Origin of the sequence: Ruoffia tabacinasalis (genome assembly GCF_005864045.1) — a bacterium.
In the GTDB taxonomy this organism is placed as follows: Bacteria; Bacillota; Bacilli; order Lactobacillales; family Aerococcaceae; genus Ruoffia; species Ruoffia tabacinasalis.
In genome coordinates this window covers 1-297 of the sequence record NZ_VBSP01000123.1, presented here as the reverse complement: position 1 = coordinate 297, position 297 = coordinate 1, and the positions used below count along the sequence as shown (strand labels likewise).

At 38.0% G+C, this 297-nt stretch carries 1 pseudogene; it reads left to right on the top strand.

The window, feature by feature from the left end:
- Window positions 1–92: 92 nt before the first annotated feature.
- Window positions 93–297, top strand: a pseudogene (locus FEZ33_RS12285) (hypothetical protein); the annotation flags it as partial.

Genomic DNA, 297 nt, shown 5'->3' with positions numbered 1-297 from the left:
CGTAGGCATGCACATTAATTATACAGAAGTTAATAAGTGGTAAACAGGTTGGCAATGACTGGTACATTTCATGGCAAAGGGTGGTACAAAACTTGGCAACGCTGGTACATTTCGCTGGCGGTAGTCATGTAAATTTTTTACTTGAGACTTATGAAGTTGAAAAGCAAGCCCTCAACGCAATCTTCACTTTAAAGAAGTTGGAAAGAAAATATACCAATTATGAAATCGAACAAGCCTGTAAAGATGTATTAAAAGCTACCAATCGACCGACGGTCAAAAGTGTGCAAACCATTATTC